Genomic DNA, 25,347 nt, shown 5'->3' with positions numbered 1-25,347 from the left:
GCCCGACGATCACGAGACCTCGCGGCCGCTCGTCAAGGGCTCGTCCGCGGGGCCCGCGCACGGCAATGTCGGTGGTGGCAGGGAGGATTCACGCATGCCGCACGTCCTCGATCGCTTCAGCCCCGCCACCCGGGCCTGGTTCGAGGGCGCCTTCCCGGCGCCGACGGCCGCCCAGGAGGGCGCGTGGTCGGCGATCTCGAGCGGCGCGCACGCCCTCGTCGTCGCTCCCACCGGCTCGGGCAAGACGCTGTCGGCGTTCCTCTGGGCGATCGACCGGCTCGTGCAGGGCCCGCCGCCGGAGGATCCGCAGCACCGCACCCGCGTGCTCTACGTCTCGCCGCTGAAGGCGCTCGGCGTCGACGTCGAGCGCAACCTCCGCTCGCCGCTGGTCGGCGTCACGCAGACCGCGCTCCGGCTGAGCGCCGAGGGCATCGGCAGCGCGCCGTCGACGGTCACGGTCGGCGTCCGCTCCGGAGACACGCCCGCGGCCGAGCGCCGGGTGCTGCAGAAGACGCCGCCGGACATCCTGATCACTACCCCCGAGTCGCTCTACCTGATGCTCACCTCGGCGGCGCGGGAGTCGCTGCGCGGGGTCGAGACGGTCATCGTCGACGAGGTGCACGCGGTCGCCTCCACCAAGCGCGGCGCGCACCTCGCGGTCTCGCTCGAGCGGCTCGACGCGCTGCTGCCGAAGCCCGTGCAGCGCATCGGGCTCTCGGCCACGGTCCGTCCGCGCGAGGAGGTCGCGCGCTTCCTGGCCGGCCGCTCGCCCGTCACGATCGTCGCCCCCGTCTCCGAGAAGCAGTGGGACCTCAGCGTCGTCGTCCCCGTCGAGGACATGTCGGAGCTTGGCTCCACCGCCTCGCAGGACGGCTCGACCATGGGCGCCACCGGTCCGCAGAGCGGCTCGATCTGGCCGCACGTGGAGGAGTCGATCGTCGACCGGGTGCTCGCGCACACCTCCTCGATCGTCTTCGCGAACTCGCGGCGGCTGGCCGAGCGGCTGACGGCCCGGCTCAACGAGATCTACGCGGAGCGGCGGGAGGCCGAGGCCGAGCGCTCCCGCGAGGCCGGGGAGCCGGTCGCGGTCGGCGCGCTCCTCGAGGGGGTCGTCGGCGCCTCCGCCCGCCGCACTCCGGCCGCCACCATGGGCGCCGCCGGAGCGACCAGCGGCACCGGCCAGGCCGCACCCGAGGACGAGCCGCTCCTCGCCCGCGCGCACCACGGCTCGGTCAGCAAGGAGCAGCGGGCGATCATCGAGGACGACCTCAAGTCGGGCCGGCTGCGCTGCGTGGTCGCCACCTCGAGCCTCGAGCTCGGCATCGACATGGGCGCCGTCGACCTCGTCGTGCAGGTCGAGACGCCGCCGTCGGTCGCCAGCGCGCTCCAGCGCGTCGGCCGGGCCGGCCACCAGGTGGGCGAGGTCTCCCGCGGCTCGTTCTACCCCAAGCACCGGGCCGACCTGCTGCACTCCGCCGTCACCACCGAGCGGATGCGCGCCGGCCTGATCGAGGCGATCATGGTCCCGGCCAACCCGCTCGACATCCTCGCGCAGCAGACGGTCGCCGCCACGGCGCTGGAGTCGCTCGACGTCGACGAGTGGTTCGACACCGTCCGCCGCAGTGCCCCCTTCGTCGCCCTGCCGCGCTCGGCCTACGAGGCGACGCTCGACCTGCTCTCCGGCCGCTACCCCTCCGACCAGTTCGCGGAGCTGCGGCCCCGCGTCGTCTGGGACCGCGACGAGAACACCCTCACCGGCCGTCCCGGAGCGCAGCGCCTCGCGGTGACCAGCGGCGGGACGATCCCGGACCGCGGGCTGTTCGGTGTCTTCATGGTCGGCGAGCCCGGCTCGACCGGCAACCGGGTCGGCGAGCTCGACGAGGAGATGGTCTACGAGTCGCGCGTCGGCGACGTCTTCGCGCTCGGCGCGACCAGCTGGCGGATCCAGGAGATCACCTACGACCGCGTCATCGTCACGCCCGCCTTCGGCGAGCCGGGACGCCTGCCGTTCTGGAAGGGCGACTCGCAGGGCCGGCCCGCCGAGCTCGGCGAGGCGATCGGCGCCTTCACCCGCGAGATCGGCGGCGCGGCCGTCGAGACCGCGCGCGAGCGCTGCACCGCCGCGGGCCTGGACGAGTACGCGACCAACAACCTGCTCTCCTTCCTCGACGAGCAGCGCCTGGCCACCGGTCGCATCCCGGACGACCGGACGCTCGTCCTCGAGCGCTTCCGTGACGAGCTGGGCGACTGGCGTCTCGTCCTGCACTCCCCCTACGGCATGCAGGTCCACTCCCCCTGGGCCCTCGCCGTCGGCGCGCGCGTCCGCGAGCGGCACGGGGTCGACGGCGCCGCGATGGCGGGCGACGACGGCATCGTCGTGCGCATCCCCGACACCGAGTCCGAGCCGCCCGGCGCCGAGCTCTTCCTCTTCGAGCGCGACGAGCTCGAGCAGCTGGTGACCAGCGAGGTCGGCGGCTCGGCGCTCTTCGCCGCCCGGTTCCGCGAGTGCGCGGCGCGGGCGCTGCTGCTCCCCCGCTACAACCCGGGCAAGCGCTCGCCGCTCTGGCAGCAGCGCCAGCGCGCCGCCCAGCTGCTCGACGTGGCGCGCACCTACCCGACCTTCCCGATCATCCTCGAGACGGTGCGCGAGTGCCTCCAGGACGTGTACGACCTGCCTGCCCTGCTGCGCCTCGCCGCACGGCTCGACGGGCGCGAGCTGCAGATCTTGGAGGTCGAGACGCCGACGGCGAGCCCCTTCGCCCGCTCGATGCTGTTCGGCTACGTCGCCGCGTTCATGTACGAGGGCGACAGCCCGCTCGCCGAGCGCCGCGCCGCCGCGCTCTCGGTCGACGCGACGCTGCTCGGCGAGCTGCTGGGCCGCGCGGAGCTGCGCGAGCTGCTCGACCCGCTGGTGCTCGCGCAGATCGAGCGCGAGCTGCAGCGGGTCGAGCCGGAGCGGCGCCTGCGCGGGCTCGAGGGCGCCGCCGACCTGCTCCGCCTGCTCGGCCCGCTGACGATCGACGAGCTGGGCGAGCGGCTCGTCGATGAGTCGGTGACGTCGGCCGACGTCGCGAAGGCCGAGCCGATCGCGCGCGCGACGCTCGACGCGATCATCGCCGAGCTGGTCCGCGCCAAGCGCGTCCTGCCGGTCGGCCTCGCGGGCGAGCAGCGCTACGCCGCGATGGAGGACGCCTCGCGCCTGCGCGACGCCCTCGGCGTGCCGCTGCCCATCGGCGTCCCCGTCGCCTTCATCGACCCGGTGCGCGACCCGCTCGGCGACCTCGTCGCCCGCTACGCGCGCACCCACGGCCCCTTCACCGCCGTCGCCGTCGCCGAGCGGCTCGGTCTCGGCGTCGCGGTCGTCAACGACACGCTCCGCCGGCTCTCCGGCGAGCGGCGCGTCTCCGAGGGCGAGTTCCGCCCGAACGGCACCGGCTCCGAGTGGTGCGACAGCGAGGTGCTGCGGCGCCTGCGCAGCCGCTCGCTCGCGGCGCTGCGCAAGGAGGTCGAGCCGGTCGACGCCGCCGCCTACGGTCGCTTCCTGCCGGCCTGGCAGCACCTCGGCGGCTCGTTGCGCGGCATCGACGGCGTCGCCTCCGTCATCGACCAGCTCGCGGGTGCGCCCATCCCCGCCTCGGCCTGGGAGTCGCTGATCCTCCCCGCCCGGGTGCGCGACTACTCGCCCGCCATGCTCGACGAGCTGACCGCGACCGGCGAGGTCCTCTGGGCAGGCGCCGGCACCCTGCCCGGCAACGACGGCTGGGTGAGCCTGCACCTCGCCGACACCGCGGGACTCACGCTGCCCGTCCCCGCGGCCGAGGCGGTGCCGCTCGGCGAGCTGCAGCAGGAGATCGTCGGCGTGCTCGGCTCCGGCGGCGGCTACTTCTTCCGCCAGCTCTCCGACGCGGTCGGCTCCACCGACGACAAGACGCTGGTCGAGGCGCTGTGGGAGCTGGTCTGGGCGGGCCTGCTCACGAACGACACGCTCGCTCCGCTGCGCACCCTCGTCGGCTCGACCGGCGGCGCGCACCGGCAGCCGCGCGCCCCCGCCCGCGCCAGGGCGCCCCGCGGCCGGATGACCGCCCGGCCCACCATGGCGACCCGCGTCGGCCCGCCCACCGCGGGCGGCCGCTGGTCGATCGTGCCGCTGGCCGAGTCGGACGCGACGATCCGCGGGCACGCGCTCGGCGAGACGCTGCTCGAGCGCTACGGCATCGTCACCCGCGGCTCCGTCCAGGCGGAGGGGGTGCTCGGCGGCTTCGCGCTCGCCTACAAGGTGCTCAGCGGCTTCGAGCAGCAGGGCCGCGCCCGCCGCGGCTACTTCATCGAGAAGCTCGGCGCCGCGCAGTTCGGCACCGCGGGCAGCGTCGACCGGCTGCGCACCTTCGCGCCGCAGGACGAGGCCCAGCAGCGAGCGCGGCCCGTCTTCGCGCTGGCCGCGACCGACCCGGCGAACCCGTTCGGCGCGGCACTGCCGTGGCCGCAGGGCGAGGGCCACCGGCCCGGTCGCAAGGCCGGCGCCCTGGTCGCCGTCGTCGACGGCGAGCTCGCCGTCTACCTCGAGCGCGGCGGCAAGACGGCGCTCACCTTCTCCGCCGACGAGACCGTCCTCGCGGACGCGGCCGGAGCGCTCGCCCAGCTGGTCCGCTCCCGCGGGGTCGAGAAGCTCACCGTCGAGAAGATCGACGGCGTCTTCGCCCTGGGCACGCCCTTCGGCGACGCCCTGACCGCCGCCGGGTTCGTCGCGAACCCGCGCGGCCTGAGGCTGCGCGCGTGAGCGCCGGCCGCCACGAGAGGAGCGCCCGTGCCCGAGGGTGACACCGTCTACCGCTCCGCCCACAACCTCGCCGACGCTCTCGACGGGCAGGTGCTGACCCGCTGCGACGTCCGGGTGCCGAAGTTCGCGACGGTGGACCTCACCGGCGAGACCATCGACTCGGTCGTCCCGCGCGGCAAGCACCTGCTGATGCGCATCGGCGACGCGGTGATCCACTCGCACCTCAAGATGGAGGGCAGCTGGCACCTCTACTCGCTGACCGGCGACCGGCCGAAGTGGCACCGCCCCGCCTTCCAGGCGCGCATCGTGCTCGAGACGGACGAGTGGCAGGCCGTCGGCTTCGAACTCGGCCTGCTCGAGATCGTGCCGCGCGCCGCGGAGGAGGACGTCGTCGGCTACCTCGGCCCCGACCTGCTCGGTGCGGACTGGGACGCCGACGAGGCGCTGCGGCGCCTCACCGCCGACCCGGAGCGGCCGATCGGCCTGGCGCTGCTCGACCAGCGGATCATGGCCGGGCTCGGCAACGTCTACCGGGCCGAGCTCTGCTTCCTCCGCGGTGTGCTGCCCACGCGTCTCGTCGGCGAGAGCGGCGACCTCGTCCGCACCATCGCCCTCGCGAAGAAGCTGATCACCGTCAACCGCGAGCGCATCGAGCGGACGACGACCGGCAACCTCCGGCCCGGCCAGCAGCTCTGGGTCTACGGCCGCGACCGCAAGCCGTGCCGGCGCTGCGGCACCGCGATCCGCCGCGGCGAGCTCGGCGACGACGAGCTGCAGCTGCGGGTCACCTACTGGTGCCCGCGCTGCCAGACCTGACGCCGGGCGTTGTCGCGCTGCGTGCCCGCTACTCCTCGACGGCCGCCGAGCGGTGCCCGGGGACGTGCTTGACGTGCAGGGCGACGTCGCTGAGCCGCTCGATCCGGTCGACGTGGCGGGCGGCGCTCGCGTCCTCGGCGACGATCCAGCTGCCGACGAGCAGGTAGGGGTCGCGGCCGCCGGCGGTGAGCGGCCCGGTCACCGTGAAGGAGCCGATCGTCGGCGTCGAGAAGGTCACCCGCACCGGGTCTCCGTGCGCGAGCCCGTCGACGGAGCGGTCGCCGTCGGCGCCCGCCTCCGGCTCGGGCGCGAGCGCGATGCTCTGGATCTCGGTCCCCGTGTTGAGGAAGACGTCGGCGACGACGAGCTCCCCGCCGACCGCCTGCCGGACGACGCCCTCGATGCCGTAGAGCCCGTAGCGCGGCGAGCGGACGAGCACCCGCACCGAGTCGCCGATCGAGACCTCCGCGAGGGCCCCGCGGATCGACGCGACGTCCCGCCGGGCGGGAGCTGCGGACAGGGCCTCGAGGATCGCACTGGACATCCCGCCAGGCTAGCCGGTCGAAGCCGCTCGGAGCGGCTCGGGCCGCGCACGGCGAACGAGGGAAGAGGACACCGTGTCGAGCTCTCGCTCGAACCCGCGGTGATCGGCGCAGTCACGGCGTGGCCCGACGCTGGTCGATCGAACGCGACACGATCGCGGTCGGCGCACCACGGCGCCCGACTGTCGCGCCAGGGTCGAGTGCGCGGCACGCCTCTGCGCCGGTCAACAGCCCACGACCGAAGATGCGACTGGTGACCCACAGTGACCACAGTCGGGGAGCCAGTGGGCTCGAAGAACGTCGGGCAGCCAGTGGGCTCGAAGAACACTGCGGAGACGGTGGGATTTGAACCCACGGAACCCAATAAAGGGTTCTCCACCTTAGCAGGGTGGTGCACTCGACCGGACTATGCGACGTCTCCTGAGCGCTCGCCAGGCGAACGCACGACGACCACTATAACCGCACCCGGGAGCAGGGCGTGACACCCGGCGCGGCGGCGCTACTGCTCGTCGAGGGTGCGGCCGACGGTGCAGGTCTGCTGGTCGGCGGTCTGGCCGGAGACGTCGCTCGGGAGGGCGACCGCGGTCTCGCCCGGAGCCGGCGTCCCCGGGTCCGCGGTCGCAGCGGGGTCCGAGGTGGCCGGATCCGAGGGAGCCGCCGAGTCGGTCGCGGCGGGAGTCGACCCGTCGGCCGACTCCGAGCCGCCGCCGGTGGTGCCGGTGAGGGCGATCGGCTGGTCGGCCAGGAGCGCGGCGTTCAGCGTCGCCGACGCCTCCTCGCTCGGGTAGACGCCGTCGCCGTCGATGAAGGTCGGGTACTGCACGAAGACGACGCTGGCGAGGTCCACGTCCTTCACCGCGAGGCCGATCGAGACCAGCGTGTTGACGTTCTCGAGCGACGTGGAGAGCTGCATGTTCGACACGGCCGCCTTGCCGAGGCCGTAGAGGGCGACGGGGTTCGAGAGCGTCGAGGCGTCCTTCACTTTGCGCACCAGCGACGACAGGTACACCTGCTGGCTGGAGATGCGGGTGAGGTCGCTGCCGTCGCCGACGCCGTGCCGGGTGCGCAGGAAGGCGAGCGCCTCCGCGCCGACGAGCGTGTGCGTGCCGGCGGTGAGGTTCAGACCGGTGTACTCGTCCTCGATCGGGGTGGCGACGCAGACGTCGACCCCGCCCACCGCGTTCGACATCTCGATCACGCCGTCGAACTGGATGAGGGCGGCGTAGGGGATGTCGAGGCCGGTGAGCTGCTCGACGGTCTGCACGGTGCAGGCGAGCCCGCCGTAGCTGAGCGACGTGTTGATCTTGGCGGAGCGCAGCGCGTCCGAGACCGCGCCGGTCGCCGGGTCGGTGCAGGACGGGATCGGCACGTACATGTCCCGGGGGAAGCTGATCACCTCGACCGTCGAGTGGTCCTCCGAGATGTGCATCAGCATCGTGACGTCGTTGAGGTTCTCGGAGCGGTCGCCGTACGCGCCCGCCGCGGAGCCCTCGGCGCTGTCGCTGCCCGCGAGCAGGATGTTGACGCCGCCCTCGATCGCCCCGATCTCCGGGATCGCGGAGCCGGCGTCGGTCGAGCCGATGCCGAGGTCGACGGAGGGCCGCGCGCTGCCCGCGATCATCGAGAGGGCGATCACCACGATCGAGATCGTGCTGAGCACGCCGACGCCGACGCAGGCCGCGAGGATCCGCCCGGCGAACCGGAGCCCGCTGCGCGGTCGCAGCCGCCCGTGACGGGCCGCTGTCCTGCGCGAGACGACGGGGTCGGTCATCGGATCCGCCTCCGGCGTCAGCCGAAGAACCCGACCGAGCAGGTCTGCTGATCGGCGGGCTGGCCGGTGATCGCCTCGGGAAGCTCGACCGGTGCGCCGGCTGCGGGGGTGCCGGGCGCGGCGGTGGCGCCGGGAGTGGCCTCAGCGGTCGCGAGCGGATCGGTCGTGGCGGGGCCGGCGGCGGGGGCCTCGGTCGCCGCAGGGGCCGCGGGCTCACCCGTGGTCGTCGCGCCGGCGCCGGTGCCGCCGGTGAGGGCGATCGGCTGGTCCGTCTGCAGTGCGGTGGCGAGCACGTCGCCGGCCGTACGGTCGGGGACGACGCCGCCGGACACCGAGCCGGTCGGGTACTGGGCGAACACCACGTTCGCGATGTCGACATCCTTCAGTGCGAGGCCCATCTGCACGAGGGTGTTCACGTTGTTCAGCTCGTCCGAGAGCGTCATGTTGCCCAGGGCGGCCTTGGCGAGTCCGTAGAGCGCGACCGGGTTGAGCAGCGTGTCGGCGCTCTTGACCTGGCGGACCAGCGAGGAGAGGAAGACCTGCTGGTTGCTGATCCGGGTCAGGTCGCTGCCGTCGCCGATGCCGTGCCGACTGCGGAGGAACTGCAGCGCGGCCATGCCCTCGAGCGAGTGCACGCCGGGCTCGAGGTAGGTGTTCGTGTACGGATCCGCGATCTCGGTCGCGACGCAGACGTCGACTCCGCCGATCGCGTTCGACATCTCGATGACGCCGTTGAACTGCACGACCGCGCCGTAGTCGACCCGGACGCCGAGCAGCTCCTCCGCGACGCCGGCGACGCAGCCGAGGCTGACGTCCTTGCCCATCGCCTCGTTGATCTTGGTGTCGTAGCGGGCGGGGATGGTCTCCCCCGTCACCGCGTTGACGCAGGACGGGATGTCGACGTACATGTCGCGGGGGAAGCTGACGACGGTCGCGTTGCTGTGGTCGGCCGAGACGTGCATCAGCATGTTGACGTCGTTCAGGACGCTGGTCTCCTCGTCCGGGTCGCCGTAGGCGTCGCCCTGACCCTGGCGCGAATCGCTGCCGACGACGAGGACGTTGAAGCCGCCCTCGAGGGCGCCGATCTCGGGGACCGAGCCGGCCGCGACCTCGGAGCCCGCCGCGATCGGGTGCAGGCTGACGGACGGCTGGGCGGACTGGACGAGCAGCGTCGCGGCGATCGCGACGATCGAGATCGAGGCGACGATGCCCACTCCCGAGACGGTCGCAGCGGCCTTGACGAGGGTCCGCGGCAGGCTGTGGCGCTTCTGCCGTCCGTGCCGGACGTGGGGTCGCGGCGTGCGCGCCGACTCGTCCGCGGCGGAGTGGTCCGTCGAAGGGCGCGTCGTGCGCATCCGTCTCCCGTTCGTCTGTGGGCTGGGGCTGGTGGGGCTGGGGTGTGGAGCTGAGGGGCGGGCCTGGGACCCGCGGGCGCGGAGGAGGGGACTCCCACCGCGTCGGGACATAGTACCCAGAGCGCTCCGGAAAGCCATCCGTCGCCCGGAATTCGCGCCGGAGGGCAGGGGCGGCCGCGCCACACGGCCACCCGCCCCGCGCTCAGCCCTGCTGCTCGACGACGCTGATCACCCAGACCACCCCGAAGCGGTCGGTGAGCATGCCGAACCCGGCCGACCAGGCCGACGCCGCGAGCGGCTCGACGACGCTCGCTCCCTCGGCGAGCGCGTCCCAGTGGACGGTCGCCTCCTCGAGGGTCGCGGCCTGCAGCGCCAGGAAGAAGGGACGGTCGGTGATCGTCGTGCCGTTCTCGCGGCGCGTGGCTCCGGCCTGCAGGTCCGCCTCGCTCGAGGGGACGTCGTACGCCATCACGGTGAAGCCGCCCGCGCCGACGACCTGGCCGTGGACGACGCGATCGGTGTCGGGCAGGCCCGCCGGCATCCCGAAGTCGCCGTAGGTGCGGACGACGGCCCGGCCGCCGAAGACGGCGGCGTAGTACTCGAGGGCGGCGCGGGCCGCTCCGGTGAAGTTGAGGTGGGCGACGACTGCTGCGGTCATGGGTGTGCTCCTTCGCTGCGCGGTGGTGGGGCCGCGGTTCTCCCCGTTCCTCCGGGGCTTGAGAACACGATCTCGTCGGTACCGGCCAGGGAACGTCCGCTTCGCGCGCGATGATCGATCCGTGCCCACCTCCTCCTCGCCCTCCACCTCGAAGCGGCTGCTCACCCTCCTGTCGCTGCTGCAGTCGCGCCGCGACTGGTCGGCACCGGTGCTGGCGGGGCGACTCGAGGTGAGCGAGCGCACCGTCCGGCGCGACGTCGAGCGGCTGCGCGAACTGGACTACGTGATCGAGACCACGCGCGGCCCCGACGGCGGCTACCGCCTGGCCGCCGGCACGGAACTGCCGCCGCTGCTCTTCGACGACGAGCAGGCCGTCGTGATCGCCCTGGCGCTGCGGACCGCCGGCGCCCTCGGCACCGACCTCGACGAGGCGGCCGAGCGGGCGCTCCGGACGATCCGCCGACTGCTGCCGAGCCGCCTCGCGCACCGGATCGACGGACTCGCGGCGAGCGCCGGCACCGCGACCCGCCCGGCCGAGGCGCACGCCGACGCCGGGGTGCTGCTGCGGATCGGCGACGCGATCCGCGACGCGCTGACCCTGCGGTTCGACTACGACTCGCCCGCAGGACCGACCGACGCCGTGCGCGCCACCGAGCCGCACCACCTCGTCCTCGCCGGCGGCCGCTGGTACCTGATCGGCTGGACTCCCGAGCGCGACGACTGGCGCACCTACCGGGTCGACCGGATCCGGCTCCGCAGTCACACCGGCGCCGCCTTCACCCCGCGGACGGTGCCCGGCGGTGACCCCGCAGTGTTCCTCTCCGCCCGATTCAAGGGCTCGACCGGAGCGGACACCTGGCCGTGCGGGGGCTCGGCGATCCTCGACGCCGACGCCGTGCAGATCGCCCCGTACCTCGGCGACGGCACGCTGAGCGTCGAGCCGGACGGCCGCTGCCGGATCCGCGTCGGCTCCTGGTCCTGGCCCGGCGTCGCCGCGTCGATCGCCCGCTTCGACGCGCCGATCACCGATGTGGAGCCGGTCGAGCTCCGCGCGGCGTTCGCCCGCCTGGCCGCGCGAGCAGTGGACGCCGCGCGCCCGGGCGAAGACACCGGCTGACCGACGCGCCGACGCCCGGGCTCAGGGCCGCAGCGTCCGCCGGAGGAACCGCACCTGATCCTCGAGGCTGGCCTGCGACACGGCGGCGTCCGGCACCAGCTGATCGAAGACGTGGTACGTGCCGGCCCAGAGCCGCAGATCGACGGGGACCCGGTCCTCGAGGAGCCGCGCTCCGAATCGGAGAGCCTCGTCGCGCAGGGGATCGAGCTCTGCGGCCAGGAGATAGGTCTCGGGCAGTCCGAGCAGCGACTCCCGTCGCGCCGGTGCCGCGTACTCGTCGGCGGGCGCACCGGCGAGGTAGAGCCGCCACATGACCGCGGCGTTGCGGTTGTCCCAGACCGGCGTGGCGTCGAACTCCCGCATCGACGTGCTGTGCAGGCGGTCGTCCAGCACGGGGAACAGCAGCAGCTGCGCCCGCGGCACCCGCTCGCCCTCGTCGAGGGCGAGCATGCTCACTCCCGCCGCCAGTGCCCCGCCCGCGCTGACGCCGGCGACCGCGATCCGGGCGGGATCGATCCCGAGCTCGGCCGCTCGCTCGATCATCCACCGGAGCACCGCCCGGCAGTCGCGGAGGCCGTGCGGATACGCGTGCTCCGGCGCGAGTCGGTAGTCGACCGAGACGACGAGGCAGCCCGCGTCCCCCGCGTAGCGCAGGCACCGGGCGTTCTCGGAGAGGGTGTCCCCCGCGACGAAGGCGCCGCCGTGCAGGAAGAGCAGGGCGGAACCGACCGACGCCGACGGGCGATAGAGCCGGAGGCCGATGTCGTGTCCGTCGAGGCGCACCGAGCGCGACTCGATCGCGACGGACCCGCCGAACACCATCTCGGCGGACGACGGCTGCATCGTCGACGAGCCCATCAGTCGCCGGGTGCCCTCGACGTCGTTCAGATCGGGCCGGAGCATCAGCTCGGTGGCGGCGGCGAGCTCAGCGTCCACGGCGACCACCGCCTGCCGCGCCCAGGGCGCTCACGCCTCGTCCGGCTCCGCCTCGGCGATGCGCAGCAGCTGCAGCGCGAGCCACGCGTCGTTGCGCTGCACGGCGTCGAACACGTCGATCCCCAGCTTCGCGCCCACGTTCTTCAGCCGGTGCCCCAGAGAGCTGTGGTGCAGCAGGAGCTCCGTCGCCGCCGCGCGGACGTTCGCGTGGCGGCAGTACGCGTCCAGGGCGAGGATCTCGCCCAGACCGATGGGCGTCCGCACCAGGAGCCGCATCCGCTGCACGAGCTCGGAGCCGGCGGCCTCCGCCGGGGAGACCCGGGCGAGGCAGCGCAGCGAGCCGAGCGCGTCGTACGCGAGCGCGCGCGGACCGAGCACCGGCGAGCACAGCCGCAGCGTGCGCAGCGCGGAGAGGTAGGAGTCCCGCGGCGAGAGCGCCGAGGCCGTCGCGCCGACGGCGACGGTCTCGGCACCCACGGGGAGCGTGCCCGGACGTGTCCCGGGACCGTGCAGCAGCACCGCGTGCGCCGTCCCGAAGCGCACGGGAGCGGTGCAGCGGTGCTCCGGCCCGCACCACTCCCGCCAGCCGCGCGGATCCGAGAGCGGTCCGCTCGCGCCCCGGGCGAGGACGACGCGCACGCGCCAGTCCGGCCGGAAGCCCAGCCGCCGGAGCGCCTCCTCCCGGTGCTCCGTGATCGAGGGCAGCGCCTCGATGAGCATCCGCAGCGGCTCGCCGTCGCCCAGCCGGGCCGCGTCGGCTTGCCGGATCAGGATCGTGGCCGCCGTCAGGGACATGCGCTCGAGGATCAGCTGCGCCATGTCCGGGTCGCTGCTCGCGGGCGCCACCCAGACCAGGCCGGCGTCCGCCGTGCCCCCGCCGATCGCCGTGCTGATAGCCCCGGTCGGCGGATCGTGCGGCCTCGCGCGTCCGAGGCTGTCGAAGCCGCAGCCGCCGCCCGGACCGGCGAACCCCGCCTCGGTCCCGATCAGCATCGCCGTCGAGCGCACCAGCTCGTCGATCCCGGCCCGGAACTGCTGGAGCTTGTCGAAGAAGCTGACGACGCGCAGCGCGTCCGCACCGCTCTCGCCGCCCTCGGACAGCCGCCGGAGAAGACCCTCCATGCGTCACAGCCTCACTCGTCATCGCGTGCTCGCAACCGGTCGATCGCCAGGGCGAGCACCAGCACGGTCCCCGTCGCGATGCCCTGCCAGTAGGACGATACATTCAGGATCACGAGGCCGTTGCTCAGCGTCGAGAGGAAGACGATGCCGAGCGCCGTGCGCGGAATGCTGCCGCGGCCGCCGAAGAGCGAGGTCCCGCCGAGCACGACCGCGGCGAAGATGTCAAACTCGGCGCCCTGGCCGTTGTTCGCGGATCCGGAGCCGAGCCGCCCCGCGAGGAGCACGCCGGCCACCGCCGAGAGCGCCCCGGCGACCACGAAGACCTGCATCGCGTGCAGGTTCACCCGCAGCCCCGCGACCCTCGAGGCCCGCCCGGACGAGCCGATCGCGTAGGAGCGCAGCCCCCAGGTCGTCGTGCGCATCACGAGCCACGCGACGACGTAGAGGACGGTCACGAGCACCACCGCGACCGGGAGCGGACCGATCGACCCGGTGCCGACCCAGAGCAGGAGGTCGAAGCCCTCCACGACCGGCGCCGCGATCGACTGCCCGCTGGTCCAGACCTGAGCGGCACCGCGCACCACCAGCGCCACCGCGAGCGTCGAGATGAACCCCGGGATCCGGAGGCTCTCGGTCAGGACGCCGTTGACGAGGCCGAGCAGGGCCCCGAGCGCGATCGCCCCGAGGACGGCGACGAGCGGCGGCAGCCCGGCCTGCAGGAGCGAGACGCAGGTGATCCCGGACGCCGCGATCAGCGCGCCCTGGCTGATGTCGAGCCGGCCGGCGATCAGGATGATCGTCGCGCCGATCGCCGCGACGCCGAGCACCGCCGACTGCCGCAACACGACGAAGAGGTTGTCCACGGTGAAGAACGTCGTCGAGCTGACGGCGAAGACGACGATCATCACGGCCAGCGCCACCGGGAGGACGATCGCGGCGAGGCGTTCCTGGTCGAACCCGCGGCGCGGAGCGCGGGCCACTCCGGGAACGGGCGTGTCGAGGCGGGTCATGACACGCCTCCGGTCGCTGCGGACATGAGTTCTCCTTCGGTGGCTGTGGTCGCCGGGAGCTCCCGGACGACGGCGCCGTTGCGGACGACGACGATCCGGTCGCAGGCGGCGCGCAGCTCGGCGATCTCCGAGCTGATGAGCAGGACGGCGACGCCCTGCGCGGTGAGATCCCAGACCGTGTCGATGAGATCGGCCTTGGCCCGGACGTCGATGCCGTGGGTGGGCTCGTCGAGGACGAGCAGGGACAGGTCCTCGGCGAGCAGGCGCCCGACGAGGACCTTCTGCTGATTGCCGCCGGAGAGCGAGCGGATGTCGAGGGCGTCGCTCGCGGCCTTGATCCGCAGCCGGGACGTCATCTCGGCGACGAGGGCGGTCACCGCGCGCCGGTCGAAGACCCCGCCTCGAGCGACGTTCCGCGGCGCCCGGACGATCATGTTCCGCCGCACGCTGAGGTGCGGCAGGATCCCCTCGCTGCGGCGGTCCTCGGAGAGGTACGCGACACCGCGGGCGAAGCCGGCGGCGGCGGAGCGGGGACGGTAGGGCCGGCCGGCCAGCTGCATCGAGCCGGAGTGCAGGGCCTCCAGCCCGGCGATCGAGCGGCCGATCGACGACTTGCCCGCTCCGACGAGCCCGAAGACGCCCAGCACCTCGCCCCGCCGGATCGCGAGGTCGACGGGCGGGCGTCCCTTGACCACCAGAGCACTGCCGACGAAGGCGGGCTCGCCGAAGACGGCCGCCCGCTCGACCCGGGTGACCGCGGCGGAGCCGGGCACCATGGCGTCGACCACCTGCGGCAGCACGGCGGCGGTGGCGCCGAACTCGCCGGCGACGCGCCCGTCCCGCAGCACGACGATGCTGTCGCAGAGCTGGACGACCTCGTCGAGCCGGTGCGAGATGAAGACGACGCCGACGCCCTCGTCGCTGAGCGAGCGCATCACGCGGAAGAGGCGAGCCGCCTCGAACGGCGTGAGCGAGGACGTCGGCTCGTCCAGGAGCAGGACGGATCCGGCGCTGCGCAGCGCGCGGGCGGCCGCGATCAGCTGGCGGTCGCCGATCGACACGTCGCGCACCGGGGTGTCGACGTCGTTCTCGAGCCCCATCCGGCGCAGCAGCGCGCGAGCGGCCTCGCGCATCCGCCGCCGGTCGAGCCGCAGCGCCCGCTGGAACACCCGCTCATCGCCGAGGAAGAGGTTCTCGGCGATCGTGAGATCGGGAACGAGATCCAGCTCCTGGCGCACCACGCCGATGCCCTTCTGCTGCGCCTCCCGAGGGCTGGAGAACGAGACGGGCTCCCCGTCCACCCGCAGCTCGCCGGAATCGGGTGGCAGCTGGCCGGTCAGGATGTTGATCAGGGTGGACTTGCCCGCCCCGTTGGCGCCGGCCAGTCCGAGGATCCGGCCCGCGCGCACCGTGAGATCGACGCCGGTGAGGGCCGCGACCCCGCCGAAGGACTTGCTCACTCCGCGGACGGTGAGGACGGCGGCGCTGCCCTGCGGTGCCGTCATCCGAGGGAGTCCAGGATCCCCTGGGCGTTCTCCGCCGTCACGAGCTCGACGGGCACGATCTGCTCGCGCTCCACGTCGCCGCCCGAGGAGAGCTCGAGGACCGCTCGGGCGATGATCTCGCCCTGCTGGACCGGGAAGAGTCCCACCGTCGAGACGACCTCCCCGGACAGGACGCCCTGGAGGATCCGCGCGTCCTCGCCGCCCGTGACGATCGCCACGTCCTCGCCCGGGGTGCGTCCCGAGGCCTTGACCGCGGAGAGCGCCCCGAGCGCGCTGGAGTCGTTCAGGCCGACGATCAGGTCGAGATCGGGGTGCGCCTGCAGGACGGTCGAGGTCTGCGCGTTGCCGGTGTCCTCCTGATACGCCTCGACCTCGCTGACGAGCGTCCACTCCCCCTCCCCGAGCGCCGCGTCGAGCCCCGCGATCACGCCCTCGTGCCGGGCGATCAGCGGTGCACCGCCCGAGTCCTGGTGCAGGATCGCGACGGTGGGCTTCTCGTCCGCGCGGTTCGCCGCGAGCCAGCCGCCGGCGCTCTCGCCCTCGAGCTCGCCGAAGGCGCGGTCGTCGAGGTTGAAGACGACGTCCGCCTCGGGGATGTCGGTCGCGAGGCCGATGACGAGGACGTCCTGCCCCGCCAGGCGGCGTGCCACCGGCGAGATCGCCTTCGGGTCCGTCGGGCACACGATCACCGCCTTGGCGCCGGCGGCGACGAGGTTCTCGATGCCGGAGACCTGCTCGCCGGACTCGCCGTCGGGGTCGGAGGTGACGACGTCGATGCCGCAGTCGCCGAGGACGCTCTGCAGTCCCTTCTCGACCAGCGGGAAGTAGCCGCCCGAATTGGAGTACGGCGAGTAGCCGACGCGGGTGAGCCCGACGCCGTCGCACTCGGCCGGGCGCTCGCCGGCCGGGGGTGACGAGGTCGCGCTCTGACAGCCGGTCAGCGGCAGCAGCACCACCGCGGCCGCGGCCAGTGCCGACGTCAGGCGGCGGGATCTCGTGGTGGGTCCGTGGACGTGCATCGTGTCTCCTTCGACAGGCAGTGCGGGTGGGGCGACTCCCCGCGAGGGGATCGACGCCACCGGCCACTCTGCCGACGCAGCGGCCCGGAGTCATCCGGACGGCGACGCGCATCTGCCCGCCATCTGGCGGATGGCAGCGCCACCACGGACGGCCCCCGGCGGCCGGATGACCGAGCGCGGATCCCGGTCATCCGTTCATCGGAGGGGTGGGCCCGACGCTGACCGGCGCAGAGTCGAGGAGACGCCTCGGGGATCGACCCGGGCGCGACGCGCACCGAGCGAAGGAGAAGAGACCATGAACGAGAAGCACCTGACGGACGTTCGGGACCTGCCGATGACCGTGTTCGAGGTGGCGGACCAGGGCGGGGTCGTCGAGTCCCTCACCGCCGGTCACGGCATGAAGGAGCTCGCCGACTCCAACTGCGTCTGCTACATCTGCTGCGGCGGCCCCGCCGCCTGAGCGCCGAGTGCGCGCCGGTCGACCGCTCGGCACGGCTCGCGAGCACGCGTCCCTCCGCGTGCCGCACCGGGCTCCCGTCCCGCTTCACGCAGGACGGGAGCCTTCTGCTGTCCGCGGCGACGCCGGAGGGGCAGCCCACCGGCCCTCCGGCGAGACCGTCTCGGCGACCGCCGCCGCGTACTCGGCGTGCCGGTCGTGGGCCGGCTGCCCGAAGGACCGCTGCAGGACCGTGCCGAGGAGCCGGGCGCAGTCGCCGTTGCGATCCGCGTCGCCGGCCCCCTCCGGCCGGAGGACGAAGCCGCCGACGACCGCTTTGACGGCCAGCCGCCCGGATTCCGAGCGCGCGTCGCCGAGCACGAGGTGGTGCCGGCTGAGAACGCCGAGGTAGCCCGGGTCGGAGAGCCGGGAGACGAGCGAGAGCCCGAGCCGGTCGGGCGCTCCGGGCCGGGCGCCGCGCGAGCCGAGGACCGCGCTGTCCCCTCGGTTGTAGGCGCCGAGCAGCGGCACCGCCATGGTCCCGTGGTAGAGCATCGCGGCCGTGAGGCCGAACGCGACCAGCTCCGGCCGGCGCAGGAGGGCCGCCCCGAGCTCGGCGTCGATCCGGCCAGCCTCGCGGACGAGGACGGCGTCGAGGAGCTCGTCCTTGCTGCTCCAGTGCAGGTAGAGCGTGCCCTTGCCGACGTGCGCGGCGTCGGCCACGTCCTGCATGCAGACCTTGCGGTAGCCCCAGCGGAGGACGAGATCGCGCATGGCGTCGAGGATGCGCTCCCGCCGCCGCGGGTCGGCGGTCTCGGGACGGCGCGGATGGGCGACCTCCGAGCTCCGGCGGAGACCCGGCTCGCTCCGCGCGGCTCCGCTCCCTGATGCGGACGTCACGGGAACGGGTGCGGGTCGGGGTTCAGCTCGTCCGGGAGCAGGTCGCGGTCGAGCCTGCCGAGCCGCCGCGGCAGCTCGAGGAGCCGGGGAAGCCCGTCGATCCTGCGGTTGCGGTGGCCGAAGGTCATCGGCACGGCGCCCGGCACGAGCACCTTCACGCAGGCGAACCCGCCCGTGCGGTGCTCCGGCGTGGTCTGGTCGACGACGAGCACCTCGCCGATCCGGTCCACCGCAGCGCGGAGATCGACCGCCAGGTCCGCGGCGTCCGGGCGCACGCGGTCCGCTCCGCCGATGTCGTCGGCGCGGATCGTCGGACCGCCGCGGAGGAAGTCGAGGCGGTGGCGGGCGTCCGGGTGCGCGGAGAGGGCGGAGTGGTCGAGCATCGTCCGCACGGCGGAGGGGTCGCGCACCATCTGCGCGGCGTGCGCCTCCTCGCCCGGGTAGCGCCGGAGGAGGTCCGCCAGGATCGGACCGAGCTCGTTCATCGCGCCGAGCAGAGCGCGCTCGGGGTCCAGGCCCGCCCCGGCGGTGCAGAGCGCAGCCGGTCCGGAGCCGCCCTGCCGCGTCGCCAGCAGCCACACCGCCGGGATGCCCCAGTCCGTCGTGACGTCGAAGGCGGTGACGTCGTAGCCGGTCGCCGCGGTGATCGCCGCCGCCTGAGCGGGGACGAGGGGGTCGCGGCAGCTGGTCAGGTCGATGGCGGCGGGCGTGCTGCGGGTGTACCAGGTGCAGAGGAACGCGTCGCGCTCGACCGTCTCCAGCAGGCCGTGCAGGGCGGCCTCCTCCCAGGAGGAGCCGAGCGCGCAGCCGTTCGAGACCTCGTAGTACGACACGGGGTCGTCCCCGCGCAGTCGCTGCGAGAAGTAGTAGGCGAGGGCCTCGGGGACCAGGCGCGCGCGGCCCTCGGCGAAGGAGTGCGCCCAGACCCACTGGATCGGCACGTCCTCGTCGAACCGCCGGTAGCGGAAGGCCGGATCGTCGTAGGACTCGTCCGGATGGCGGCCGAAGACGTCGGGATGCACGGCGTCGGCGGCGAGCTGCTGATAGCTCCCCCGCACCGTCGAGCGGCGCCCGCCCGGCGCGACTCCCCCGTAGCGCTCGAGCGCCTCCAGCACGGCGGTGACCTCGGCGGACCGGTAGTCGCGGCCGCGCCCGTAGCCCGGCTCGACGAGGCCGTCGAGCCGCATCGGCATCGGGGCGGCCGCCATGACCAGCCCGCCCTCGTCCCCGCGGCGCGTGGCGGCGATCGTCCCGCAGAAGGGGTCGATGTAGAGCGAGCGGAGCGCGTCGGATTCGCTCACGACGTCTCGGATCCGAGCGCCGAACGGGGTCGACTTGGGTTGCGGCGCGAGGACGTGCTGGGCAGCCGCGGCGGTGTCCTCCGGGAGGTCGCCGCAGAGCTCGCAGAGGGGCTCGGGGAGGAAGGCGTGCGACTCCACCTCCAGGGTGTCGAGGCGGACCACCGCGACCCGGCGCTGGGCGCCCGCCGCCTCGCACTCCCGGGCCAGGAGGCGCTCGAGCGCGATCGCCGCGACGTCGGCCGCCAGCTCGTCGAGCGCCTCGGGGCGGCGGCCCTCGAGCTGCTCCGCGTACTCCGCCCGCAGCCGCACCCGCCACGGCTCCGCGCCGCCGAGGCGTTCCCGGCGGAGCGCCAGGCACTGCGGGCAGCCCGGGAGTCCGGGACGGACGAGGGGCCCGATCACGATGCGGCTCACCTCGACGTGCACGGGCAGCCACGGGACGTCCGCCGCGGGGCGGCTCGGGATCCGCCAGGTGTCGGACGCCCGGACGGCGACCCCGCTCAGCGCGCCGATGCCGGCCAGCGTGCACTGGAGCAGTCCGTCGTCCGCGGGATCCGCCTCCTCGACCGCGCTGGCGCTCACGGCAGGATCACCACCTTCCGGACGACGAGCCCGAGTCGCGCGACGACGGGATCGTGGTCCAGGTCGACCACGACGGCCCGGGGATCGGAGGTGGGAGCCGCTTCCCGCGCAAGCCTCAGCGCCTCCTCCTCCGTGTCGGCGACCCCGAGGCCGCCCGCCGCAGGCGCGGCGTCCGAGCAGCGGAAGGCGAGGGAGACCGGGACCCGGACGGTCGCGCCGTCGGCCAGGCGTCGGCCCGGCACGGTGCCCTCCGCCGGTGCGGTGACGAGGTCGCGGACCGCTGCGCGCAGCTCCTCGACAGTCGCGGTCGGCGCAGCGACGGCGCGTCCTGCGGCGTCGAGCACCCGACGCGGATCGAGGACCGACTCCGCGCGGACCGCGAGTGCCCGGCGCACGGCGTCCGCCCGTGCCTCCGCGAAGTCGGCGCCCTCGCCGACGACCTCGACGTCGCGCCGGTCGACGACGGCGTCGCAGGCGACCAGGGCTCGGGAGTGGTGGCGCGGCACCTGCGGCAGGTCCGCCTCCTCGATCAGCCGGACGACCCCGAAGTCGGGATCGACGAGCGTCATCGCGCGCTCCTCGAACGGGCCGGTCGCCTCCGGCTGCCCGGCCTGCCACGGGTGCGGGCTGATCCGGGTGAGCACGGTTCCGTCCGCAGTGACCGTCGTGGCCCGCCACGGATCCGTGCGATCGGACGCTGTCCGGCGGACCAGCTGGGCGACGGCCAGCCGGAGCACGTGCCCCTCGGGCCTGCCCGCCTCGACCCCGCGCTCTGCCGCTGCCACCAGCACCGGGAGCAGCTCCGCCCCGGGCGCCGGGCCGACGACGAGCGCCGCGCCGTCGCGGAGGAGTACCGCCCCGTACGTGCGCTCCGGGTGCTCGCGGACGCCGTCGATCAGCCACCGCCCCTCGACCGGACCGACGGCGAGCCAGGACTCGGGGAGTGCTCGTCCGCTCCGCGCCACCGCGCGCTGCAGGAGTTCCGTCTCCCCGAGGAGGCGGACACGACCGGCGACGGGAGCCGCCCGGAGGAGGCCGAGACTGAGCATCGCGCTCTGCACGCGCCGGACCTGGTCGGCCCGGGCCGGATCGAGTGATCGCGCCCGCTCCTCGACGTCGTCGTCGGCCAGGATCCACGCGGCGATCACGCGCATCCAGCCCGCGACCTCGCCGGCGAGCTCGATGTCGCCGGCGTCGGTCATGCCGTACGTGCGGCCCTCGTGGTCGATCACGCAGGCGCTGGTGTCCACGGTGAGGGTCATCGCGCCACCGCCGTCACCGGTCGCGGGCTCGACCCGACGATGAACTGGCCCACGCTGCACTCGAGCAGGGGGTCGCGACCGGTCGCCTCGGCGAAGGCGACCGGGTCGTCGGTGCCGAGCGGGCAGCCCGCCAGCCCCATCGCGCTGCACGCCCCGGCGAGCGCCTGGTAGAGGACCCCGGTGTCCTTCAGCACGAGCTCGAACGCCATCCTCTGGTACTTCCACATCACGCGGCCGACGCGGGCCGAGACGACGATGAGGACCTGCGGAGGGACCCCCGTCGCCGCGACCCTGCTCGCGACCTGGACCATCCGGCGCACGGCGGGAGCGCCGATGCCGCACACCTCCTCGAGCTCGTGGCGGTGCGCGTCGTAGTGGTAGAACGCCGGCCCGAGCCCGGCGCAGCGCGAGACGGCGAGGTACAGCTCGAGCTCTGCGAGCGAGCCGCCGGACGGCCGCGGCGAGCTGACCACCTCCGTCCCGTGGTCGACGCGCAGCCCGCGGACCCGATCCGTCCGGAACAGGAGCTCCCCGAGCTCGGCGACGTCGATCGGCGCGGCGTCGTCGTGGTCGCGCAGGGACGCCCGGCGCTCGACGACCTCGGCGTAGGGCGGGTCACTCGCGCGCAGGGCGGCGAGATCGACTGCGGGGAAGGCGACCCGGCGCCCGCCGAACGGGACCGGAGCGGCACCCTCCGGGGGGAAGCCCGCCTTCTGGCCCCACCAGGTGCCGCCGAAGTCGGCGACCGGGCCGCGGTAGCCCTGCCGGCTCCGGTCGTGGAAGAGCAGCTCGTGGGGTGCCCACTGCCGGTAGCGGTACTCGGTGTCCTCCGGTCCATCCGGCAGGGCGAGGAAGCCGTGCCGGCGCAGCTCGCGGCGCAGAGCGGCGGCGAGACCGCCGGAGCCCGAGAGCGCGTCGGCGAGCAAGGGCCGCCGGTGCAGCACGATCTCGGCGCTGGCCAGCGGGGACTCGACGAGCAGGTCGGCGCCGTCGCGGCGGACCACGGCGAACCTCGAGAGGTCGAGGTCGGCGGACAGTGCAGCAGCGGGCTCGACCGCGGCTCGCAGCGGGCGGACGACGAAGCCCGGACCGTCGTCGTCCCCGAACTCCTGGACGAGCCAGCCGTCCTCGCGCAGCCGCACAGTGACGGGATCGTCGGCATCGCCCGGCCCGCCCTCGACGAGCTGCCGGAGGCGCTCGTCGACGTCCGCGCCGTCGCCGAGCGCAAGCGCTCGCGGCCACGCCATCACGGTCGTGACGTTGCCGTCCCGTGTCGCGTACACCCCCGGTCGCAGGCGCTCAGTGCGAGGTCCCGGCACGTTCTCGTCGCTCATGACGGCTCCTTCTCCCTCGAGAGGCGGGCGGCCCGAAGCTCGGAAAGGAGGTCTCGGCGAAGGTGACCCGTCTCGAATATCGACAGAACGTCACTTTAGCGTCGGGGCCCGACGACGCGATCGCTGTGCGCCAGGGACGCGCAAAAGGCGCTCCATGCTGATCGAGTAGCCCGCGCAGCGGGCATGCGAGATGCACCCACGTCAGGAGGGCGTGTCTGCCGACCCACCCTGCTGATGACGGTGGGTCTCGATACGCCCCTGCGGGGCTACTCGACCAGCATGCACTTCCCCGCGGGCTACTCGGCCGGCATGCACATCCCTGCAGGCTGGTCAGCCGGCATGCGCATCCCTGCGAGCTACTCGGCCGGCGTGCACATCCCTGCGGGCTGCTCAACCGGCATGACGGCGGGATCGCGTGCTCGTCCTCGTCACCTGCCGGCGGAAGGCGTCGCCGCTCGATCGCGGTGGCGGAGGGCTAGGGATTCGAACCCTAGAGACATCTCTGCCCACCAGTTTTCAAGACTGGCTCCATCGGCCGCTCGGACAGCCCTCCCTGCCGCTCCCCGCGGGGAGAGACAGTCGATGGTAACCGACGGTCCGCGCGGCGCGGGAGCGGCGGGCGCTGCGTCGGGTCAGCGCAGGTCGGCGAGGGCGACGGCGACGCCGTCCTCGTGCACGCCGGGGAGGATCGCGGACGCGACGGCGAGGACCTCGGCGGGCGCCTGGCCCATCGCCAGGCCGGCGCCGTGCTCGGCGGCCCAGGTGAGCATCTCGATGTCGTTGCGGCCGTCGCCGAGCGCGACCACGTCGCTCCGCTCGATGCCGAGACGGTTGCGGACCAGCTCGAGCGCGGTCGACTTGTTGACGCCGTGCGGGGCGATGTCGAGCCAGGCGGTCCAGCCGATGGCGTAGCTGACCTGGTGCAGGCCCATCCGCTCGACGAGCTCGGTGAACTCCTCGATGCCGGTGCCGGGCGAGATGACGACCACGCGGGTGGACTGCACGCCCAGCAGCTCCTCGAACGGCACGTGCACCGTCTCGGCGCCCATCACGGCCCCGCCGGGGAAGGCCTCGGTGTAGGAGAAGGCGCCGTCGGCGTCCTCGACGGCGTAGTGCGCGTCGGGCAGTTGGCGGCGGATGGTCTCCAGGACCTCGGTGGGGTCGAAGGTCTCGACGACGTCGGGGCGGTAGCCGCCCTCCGCCTCGGGGTCGCGGCGCAGGGTGACGGCGCCGTTGCAGCAGATGACGAACTCGGGCGAGATGCCCAGGCGCGCCACCACGGGCAGCGTTGTCGACGGCGAGCGGCCGGTCGCGAGCATGACCTCGTCGCCCTGGGCGACTGCGCCCGCGATCGCCTCGACGACCGCGTCGGTGATGGTGCCGTCCTCGTGCATGACGGTGCCGTCGATGTCGAGGGCGATGAGGCGGCGGCCGGCGCTCATGCGGTGCGGACCGGCTCGAGGACCTCGAGGCCGCCCAGGTGCGGGCGCAGCGCCTCGGGGACGAGCACCGAGCCGTCGGCCTGCTGGTGCGTCTCGAGCAGGGCGACGATCCAGCGGGTGGTCGCCAGGGTGCCGTTCAGGGTCGCGACGGGCGCCGTCTTCCCCGACTCGGTGCGGTAGCGGGTGTCCAGGCGGCGGGCCTGGAAGGTGGTGCAGTTCGAGGTCGACGTCAGCTCGCGGTAGGCGTCCTGGGTGGGCACCCAGGCCTCGACGTCGAACTTGCGCGCGGCGCTCTGGCCGAGGTCGCCCGCGGCGACGTCGATGACGCGGTAGTGCAGGCCGAGGCTCTGCAGCACGCCCTCCTGGTGGGCGAGCAGGCGCGCGTGCTCCGCCTCCGCGTCCTCGGGCAGCGTGTAGACGAACATCTCGAGCTTGTTGAACTGGTGCACGCGGATGATGCCGCGGGTGTCGCGCCCGCCCGAGCCGGCCTCGCGGCGGTAGCAGGTGCTCCAGCCGGCGTAGCGCTTCGGGCCGCCCGCGAGGTCGAGGATCTCGTCGGCGTGGTAGCCGGCGAGCGCCACCTCGCTGGTGCCGGTGAGGTAGAGGTCGTCGTCGCGGAGGCGGTACACCTCGTCGTCGTGCTCACCGAGGAAGCCGGTGCCGTCCATGATCTCGGGGCGCACCAGCGTCGGCGTGATCAGCGGCGTGAAGCCTGCCTCGAGGGCGCGCTCCAGGCCGAGGTTCATCAGCGCGATCTCGAGGCGGGCGACGAGGCCCTTGAGGAAGTAGAAGCGCGCGCCGCTGACCTTCGCGCCGCGCTGCATGTCGATGCCGTCGAGCAGCTCGCCGATCTCGAGGTGGTCGCGGGGCGCGAAGTCGAAGACCGGGCGCTCGCCGACGGTGCGCACGAGCTCGAACTTGTCCTCGCCACCGGCGGGAACGCCGTCGATGATCGGGTTGGCCAGCCGCTTCACGAGCGAGCCGAAGCGCTCGTCGGCCTCGGCGGCCTCCTGCTGCGCCTGCTTGGCCGCGGCGGCGAGGCGCTGCGCCTCGGCGACCAGGGCCGCCTTCTCGTCCTTCGGCGCCTTCGCGACGGTCTTGCCGAAGGCGTTCTGCTCGGCGCGGAGGCGCTCGGCCTCGGTGATCGCGGCCCGGCGTGCGCGGTCGGCCTCGAGGGCGTCGTCGACGAGCTCGACGGAGTCGCCGCGGGCCTCCTGCGAGCGCTTCAGGACGTCCGGGTTCTCGCGGAGAAGTACGGGATCAATCACCCCAGCAGTTTAGAGGGGCCGGGAGGCGCGCCTGAGGATCGGCCGGGCGGACCGAACCGGCGGGGCCGGGGCTGCGAACCACTTCTGCGCCACCTCCCCCGACGGACGGCGCCGGCCCCCTCCGTTCCCCCGCGAGAGGGCCGCAGCTCTCCACAGCAGCTCTCCACCGCAGCTCCCCGACCTCAGCCCGAGAG

The 25,347-nt window shown here is 73.8% G+C and carries 19 protein-coding genes and 2 tRNA genes; 4 read left to right on the top strand and 17 right to left on the bottom strand.

Going from position 1 to position 25,347, the window contains the following annotated elements; all coding sequences use genetic code 11:
• The first annotated feature begins 94 nt into the window (after positions 1-94).
• A complete protein-coding gene (locus tag EDF22_RS02075) occupies positions 95-4,777 on the top strand; it encodes an ATP-dependent helicase (RefSeq protein ID WP_123702062.1) in 4,683 nt (1,560 codons plus the stop codon).
• A gap of 27 nt (positions 4,778-4,804) precedes the next feature.
• Entirely contained in the window at positions 4,805-5,593 is a 789-nt protein-coding gene (locus EDF22_RS02070; RefSeq protein ID WP_123702060.1) for a DNA-formamidopyrimidine glycosylase family protein, read from the top strand.
• Positions 5,594-5,621: 28 nt separating this feature from the next.
• On the opposite strand, the gene EDF22_RS02065 is transcribed toward EDF22_RS02070, so the two are convergent.
• The 5 genes from EDF22_RS02065 to EDF22_RS02045 form a co-directional block, all read right to left on the bottom strand.
• Complete coding sequence (locus tag EDF22_RS02065; protein WP_123702058.1) at positions 5,622-6,137, bottom strand: hypothetical protein; 516 nt, start codon at positions 6,135-6,137, stop codon at positions 5,622-5,624.
• A gap of 328 nt (positions 6,138-6,465) precedes the next feature.
• A tRNA-Ser gene (locus tag EDF22_RS02060) sits at positions 6,466-6,556 on the bottom strand.
• Between the two features lie 78 nt (positions 6,557-6,634).
• The gene (locus EDF22_RS02055; RefSeq protein WP_123702057.1) at positions 6,635-7,906 is read right to left on the bottom strand and encodes an LCP family protein; all 1,272 of its coding nucleotides are present in this window, start codon (positions 7,904-7,906) and stop codon (positions 6,635-6,637) included.
• Positions 7,907-7,923: 17 nt separating this feature from the next.
• On the bottom strand, positions 7,924-9,261 hold the full coding sequence (locus tag EDF22_RS02050) for an LCP family protein (RefSeq protein ID WP_123702055.1): 1,338 nt from the start codon (positions 9,259-9,261) through the stop codon (positions 7,924-7,926).
• A 202-nt stretch (positions 9,262-9,463) separates the two neighbouring features.
• Positions 9,464-9,919, bottom strand: a complete 456-nt coding sequence (locus EDF22_RS02045) for a VOC family protein (protein WP_123702053.1) — start codon at positions 9,917-9,919, stop codon at positions 9,464-9,466.
• A 121-nt stretch (positions 9,920-10,040) separates the two neighbouring features.
• On the opposite strand from EDF22_RS02045, the gene EDF22_RS02040 reads away from it, so the two are divergent.
• On the top strand, positions 10,041-11,036 hold the full coding sequence (locus EDF22_RS02040) for a YafY family protein (RefSeq protein WP_123702051.1): 996 nt from the start codon (positions 10,041-10,043) through the stop codon (positions 11,034-11,036).
• A gap of 21 nt (positions 11,037-11,057) precedes the next feature.
• On the opposite strand, the gene EDF22_RS02035 is transcribed toward EDF22_RS02040, so the two are convergent.
• The 5 genes from EDF22_RS02035 to EDF22_RS02015 are packed head-to-tail and all read right to left on the bottom strand — an operon-like array spanning position 11,058 to position 16,628.
• Positions 11,058-11,972: an alpha/beta hydrolase gene (locus EDF22_RS02035; RefSeq protein WP_148059084.1), complete on the bottom strand. Its 915-nt coding sequence runs from the start codon at positions 11,970-11,972 to the stop codon at positions 11,058-11,060.
• Positions 11,973-12,002: 30 nt separating this feature from the next.
• The gene (locus tag EDF22_RS02030) at positions 12,003-13,094 is read right to left on the bottom strand and encodes a helix-turn-helix domain-containing protein (protein WP_123702047.1); all 1,092 of its coding nucleotides are present in this window, start codon (positions 13,092-13,094) and stop codon (positions 12,003-12,005) included.
• Between the two features lie 11 nt (positions 13,095-13,105).
• Positions 13,106-14,104, bottom strand: coding sequence for an ABC transporter permease (locus tag EDF22_RS02025; protein ID WP_123702045.1), 999 nt, complete (start codon positions 14,102-14,104; stop codon positions 13,106-13,108).
• Positions 14,101-15,609, bottom strand: coding sequence for a sugar ABC transporter ATP-binding protein (locus EDF22_RS02020; RefSeq protein ID WP_123702043.1), 1,509 nt, complete (start codon positions 15,607-15,609; stop codon positions 14,101-14,103). The genes EDF22_RS02025 and EDF22_RS02020 overlap by 4 nt, the downstream gene beginning before the upstream one ends.
• Positions 15,606-16,628 carry a sugar ABC transporter substrate-binding protein gene (locus tag EDF22_RS02015; RefSeq protein WP_123702042.1) on the bottom strand — a complete coding sequence of 341 codons (1,023 nt, stop codon included), beginning with the start codon at positions 16,626-16,628 and terminating at the stop codon, positions 15,606-15,608. The genes EDF22_RS02020 and EDF22_RS02015 overlap by 4 nt, the downstream gene beginning before the upstream one ends.
• A 295-nt stretch (positions 16,629-16,923) precedes the next feature.
• Here EDF22_RS02015 and EDF22_RS02010 point away from each other — a divergent pair, with 295 nt between their 5' ends.
• Complete coding sequence (locus EDF22_RS02010; RefSeq protein WP_123445007.1) at positions 16,924-17,088, top strand: thiomuracin/GE37468 family thiazolyl RiPP peptide; 165 nt, start codon at positions 16,924-16,926, stop codon at positions 17,086-17,088.
• A gap of 84 nt (positions 17,089-17,172) precedes the next feature.
• On the opposite strand, the gene EDF22_RS20635 is transcribed toward EDF22_RS02010, so the two are convergent.
• The 7 genes from EDF22_RS20635 to serS all read right to left on the bottom strand — a co-directional run bounded on the left by EDF22_RS20635 (position 17,173) and on the right by serS (position 25,153).
• A complete protein-coding gene (locus tag EDF22_RS20635) occupies positions 17,173-17,838 on the bottom strand; it encodes a TetR/AcrR family transcriptional regulator (RefSeq protein ID WP_185038670.1) in 666 nt (221 codons plus the stop codon).
• Between the two features lie 122 nt (positions 17,839-17,960).
• On the bottom strand, positions 17,961-19,847 hold the full coding sequence (locus EDF22_RS02000; RefSeq protein WP_185038667.1) for a TOMM precursor leader peptide-binding protein: 1,887 nt from the start codon (positions 19,845-19,847) through the stop codon (positions 17,961-17,963).
• The gene (locus EDF22_RS20630) at positions 19,844-21,109 is read right to left on the bottom strand and encodes a hypothetical protein (protein ID WP_185038665.1); all 1,266 of its coding nucleotides are present in this window, start codon (positions 21,107-21,109) and stop codon (positions 19,844-19,846) included. Before EDF22_RS20630 ends, EDF22_RS02000 begins: the two co-directional genes overlap by 4 nt.
• Positions 21,106-22,443, bottom strand: coding sequence for a SagB family peptide dehydrogenase (locus tag EDF22_RS01990; protein ID WP_123702036.1), 1,338 nt, complete (start codon positions 22,441-22,443; stop codon positions 21,106-21,108). Before EDF22_RS01990 ends, EDF22_RS20630 begins: the two co-directional genes overlap by 4 nt.
• A 465-nt stretch (positions 22,444-22,908) precedes the next feature.
• Positions 22,909-22,996, bottom strand: a tRNA-Ser gene (locus tag EDF22_RS01985).
• A gap of 79 nt (positions 22,997-23,075) precedes the next feature.
• Positions 23,076-23,885: an HAD family hydrolase gene (locus tag EDF22_RS01980; protein ID WP_123702034.1), complete on the bottom strand. Its 810-nt coding sequence runs from the start codon at positions 23,883-23,885 to the stop codon at positions 23,076-23,078.
• Positions 23,882-25,153 carry a serine--tRNA ligase gene (gene serS / locus EDF22_RS01975; RefSeq protein WP_123702032.1) on the bottom strand — a complete coding sequence of 424 codons (1,272 nt, stop codon included), beginning with the start codon at positions 25,151-25,153 and terminating at the stop codon, positions 23,882-23,884. Before serS ends, EDF22_RS01980 begins: the two co-directional genes overlap by 4 nt.
• Positions 25,154-25,347 lie beyond the last annotated feature (194 nt).

Origin of the sequence: Rathayibacter sp. PhB127 (assembly GCF_003751665.1) — a bacterium.
In the GTDB taxonomy this organism is placed as follows: Bacteria; Actinomycetota; Actinomycetes; order Actinomycetales; family Microbacteriaceae; genus Rathayibacter; species Rathayibacter festucae.
Note: the sequence above shows the minus strand (reverse complement) of the source record. Positions and strands in the feature narration are given on the sequence as shown.